Below are 3,365 nucleotides of genomic sequence, written 5' to 3' on the forward strand. Positions count from 1 at the left end.
TTCTAAGATCACTTGGAAGAACAAGACAATTTCAACAGTTAATTACTACATAGCCAAAAACATCAACAGGAGGCAAAATACCAACTCAGTCTGGTCGACTTATCCACAGATGCGTAGTATCCTACGTCCTGTTTTCCCCTGGTCAATTTTCAACCGTAATGGGTGGTCAATTTTAAGCCGGTATCAACACTTCGTTGTCTTAAACGCTATATCGCAAGAGAGGTATATTACACTTTGAGAAAGAGGAATAATTTAATCAATAGTGTACAAATTGCCGCTTGACATTTAGAAGGGCATCCGGGGTAGCCATATGCTAGCCATGAATACCGTGAACACCTGTCTGTTATGAAAATGAAACAAAGCATGAGCCGAAAAGAAAATTGTTGGGACAACTCCCCGACAGAGCGATTCTTTCGTAGCCTTAAATAGGAGCAATTGAATTACGAAAAATTCAGAACCAAAAAAGAAGCAAAGCTGAGTATTGTTGATTATTTGGCTTTCTACAATGGAAAACGTACACACTCAAAATTAGGCTACCAATCGCCTTTGCAATTTGAGCGTATGTTTTATAGAAAGACTGTCTAAAAAAGTGTCCGGTTTTAGTTGATCATTACAAATCCACCCAGTTTGCGTTATCTTGAAGTTTGCTCAGCTACTCGAAATCTAATCAACAACTTCGATTTCTGAAACAATAGATCGAGACCCAAGTCCATAAAAAGTAGTGAAAAAAGCAAGCCGGTCACTATAATGCACTTTGACGATGGCCGCATTTTTTAAGGCTGCGACTGCAAAATCATACAAATCATGATCATCGATGAAGAAATGGCGAAATTTGCTGCCGCCAGTACCAACCTGTATGGTCATAAAATAGTTTCGATTTGTACTTCTGTTTTTAATCAAATTTGTGATTCTTCCGAATTCAACACCATGGGCTATTTCTCGATCCATAGTATAAATACTGCCAATAAGATGTTTCTGTTCCAATGGTTGATTCTGAATAACCGGATAAACTTCCACCAATTCGTTTACAGATGAGCAAGAAAGCAATGAATTATTTTTCGGTGTTTTAAATTCCAACACGACATCACTACCAATGAGATTTTCAAGCTCTTCGTAGCGATCTTTCTCAAAACAAAACTGCCATGGATTAGAAACCAGATTAGGCGGCTGATTTCCAAGACTGATAAAAGTCATACTCTCATGACCCAGCGATATTTCCCCGACATAAGCTCTGGTTACATTAATATCACGGCTTACCCTGCTTAATTGACCAGAGGCGTAACCTTCCGTGGAAAGAAGTAGCGGTCCGGCAATAGCCCATTTAGAAGGATAAATCAGCATAAGCAATAAAAACATCACATTGATGCCAAAATACTTGAGTGATTTAGCCATAATCTTTATGTCCTTGTGTTTGAGTTGAGTTTTCATTGCACGAATCCAATATACTCTTAAACGAGCTTCCAGTGCGCTTTTCGCCACAGGTGGTTGATACAAATTTTCCAAGTTAATACTAATCTACGCGATTAAAGTTAAATAGATACTGAATGGCGCAATAATCCATCACTAAACAACCACCTCAAGGAAAGCTATGAGTCGCTACAGAACACATCGATCACACCGCACTGGATGGTTACGTGCTGCTGTTCTCGGCGCCAATGATGGTATCGTTTCAACAGCGAGTCTTATTATCGGCGTGGCATCGGCTCAGGCAATGCATGCGGATATTCTTGTTGCTGGTGTTGCTGGTTTAGTTGCAGGTGCCATGTCTATGGCTGCCGGTGAATACGTGTCAGTTAGTTCTCAATCCGACACAGAAAAAGCAGATCTTGAAATTGAAAAGGATTCATTAATAAATGACTTTGAATTTGAGCTGAAGGAACTTGCCAATATTTATGAAAAAAGGGGGTTGGATTCAAATCTAGCTCGACAAGTAGCAGAGCAGCTAATGGCATATGATGCATTAGGAGCGCATGCAAGAGATGAATTAGGCTTAGCTGAAAATGCTAGAGCTCGTCCCATTCAAGCCGCATTGTTCTCAGCGAGCACATTCACTATTGGCGCTGCGCTGCCATTATTGATGGCATGGAATATGGCAGGTTCTCAACTTATACCCGCAGTTGCGGTATCGTCACTGGTATTTCTGGCAAGCTTAGGCGCTATGGCTGCACGCGCAGGCGGTGCAGCCATGTCTATCGGCGCAATCAGAGTTACATTCTGGGGTACACTTGCAATGAGCCTGACGGCGGCAGTCGGTAAATTATTTGATGTAGCTGTATGATTTATCGCTACCAGATAGTAATAGATCAAGATCATTGTCAAGATAAACCATCATGAGGTCGAAGCTGGTTTCCGACGATTTCGGCAGCGATGATCTGCAATCCCTGCTCAGGCATCAGCTTTGTACCATCCACTTGCCAGCTCTTTCTATTAAGTGAATGTCCGGGATACATAATTACTCATAAAATCCAACAAGAACCCGCTGATTATACGCTGCGCTGATTGGCTAGTATCACCAAAGCTACTTGCGCCATGAATTGCCATCTGCTGCAAAAACAGAATGGCTTCACCTTTCGCGTGAGAATCATCTTTCGTTATGACTCCAGGTGCATTAAGCCACGAGTTTGCTTTGAGAAGCTCTAAGGAAACGCTGATCTATTCGATCACATCGAATAGACATGCAGAGGTTTGATAAAATAGATCCCATATTGATAAATATGGAATAGAGCGATGCAATCAAGCTTTTCTGACCTGGAATATGCGGCAAAGAAGAAACAAACCCGACGAGATCGTTTTCTGGTTGAAATTGAAGCTGCCACACCCTGGACATCTCTGTTGAATGTTATTGCTCCGTACTATCCGGTTAGCGGTAGGCGAGGTCTGATGTGTGCTGTCAAAAATGGAGTCCATCGGTTTAAGCAACAAGCAAATTAGCATAGTATCGCTGCGTAAATTGTGCTGGTGACAAATAGCCCAGCCTTTTCTGTTTTCTCTGCCGGTTATAGAATATTTCTATAAATTCGGTAATCTCCTGAATGGCTTGTTGTCGTGTTTTGAATCTTCTATGATGCACCAGCTCGGTTTTAAGTATCCCCCAGAAACTTTCTATCGGCGCGTTATCATAGCAGTCACCTTTGCGACTCATGGAAGCGATCATGCTAAATCGTTGTAATAAATTCTGGTAATCATGTGCACAGTATTGGCTGCCGCGGATGCCCTTCTAAATGTCAAGCTGCAATTTGTGCGCTATTGATTAAATTATTTCTCTTTCTCAAAGTGTAATATACCTCTCTTGCGATATAACGTTTAAGGCAGAGCTATGATTATTTCTGGTGTATGACAAGTGAGGAGAAAGCGGTGTAGCCTGT

Annotated in this window: 5 protein-coding genes and 2 pseudogenes; 4 read left to right on the top strand and 3 right to left on the bottom strand. The window is 41.5% G+C overall.

The window, feature by feature from the left end:
- Positions 1 to 309: 309 nt before the first annotated feature.
- Together QZV86_RS13535 and QZV86_RS13885 are read left to right on the top strand one after the other, a co-directional pair.
- Positions 310 to 426: pseudogene (locus tag QZV86_RS13535) on the top strand (IS3 family transposase); the annotation flags it as partial.
- A gap of 9 nt (positions 427 to 435) precedes the next feature.
- A complete protein-coding gene (locus QZV86_RS13885) occupies positions 436 to 585 on the top strand; it encodes an IS3 family transposase (protein WP_366925710.1) in 150 nt (49 codons plus the stop codon).
- 78 nt (positions 586 to 663) lie between these two features.
- Here the strand turns inward: QZV86_RS13885 and QZV86_RS13540 are convergent, their stop codons facing one another.
- A complete protein-coding gene (locus QZV86_RS13540; RefSeq protein ID WP_295629211.1) occupies positions 664 to 1,428 on the bottom strand; it encodes a hypothetical protein in 765 nt (254 codons plus the stop codon).
- Positions 1,429 to 1,588: 160 nt separating this feature from the next.
- Between QZV86_RS13540 and QZV86_RS13545 the strand changes: the two genes are divergently transcribed.
- Positions 1,589 to 2,278 (top strand): VIT family protein, encoded by a 690-nt coding sequence (locus tag QZV86_RS13545; protein ID WP_295629214.1) that lies wholly within the window; start codon positions 1,589 to 1,591, stop codon positions 2,276 to 2,278.
- Between the two features lie 37 nt (positions 2,279 to 2,315).
- Here QZV86_RS13545 and QZV86_RS13550 read toward each other — a convergent pair whose 3' ends face one another.
- Positions 2,316 to 2,450, bottom strand: a complete 135-nt coding sequence (locus QZV86_RS13550) for a hypothetical protein (protein WP_295629218.1) — start codon at positions 2,448 to 2,450, stop codon at positions 2,316 to 2,318.
- Positions 2,451 to 2,727: 277 nt separating this feature from the next.
- Here QZV86_RS13550 and QZV86_RS13555 point away from each other — a divergent pair, with 277 nt between their 5' ends.
- A complete protein-coding gene (locus tag QZV86_RS13555; RefSeq protein ID WP_295629220.1) occupies positions 2,728 to 2,931 on the top strand; it encodes a hypothetical protein in 204 nt (67 codons plus the stop codon).
- Here QZV86_RS13555 and QZV86_RS13560 read toward each other — a convergent pair.
- Positions 2,912 to 3,208 (bottom strand): annotated as a pseudogene (locus QZV86_RS13560) (IS3 family transposase); the annotation flags it as partial. The gene QZV86_RS13555 and the pseudogene QZV86_RS13560 sit on opposite strands and share 20 nt — an antisense overlap.
- Positions 3,209 to 3,365: the final 157 nt, after the last annotated feature.

Origin of the sequence: uncultured Nitrosomonas sp. (genome assembly GCF_902826915.1) — a bacterium.
GTDB lineage: Bacteria > Pseudomonadota > Gammaproteobacteria > Burkholderiales > Nitrosomonadaceae > Nitrosomonas.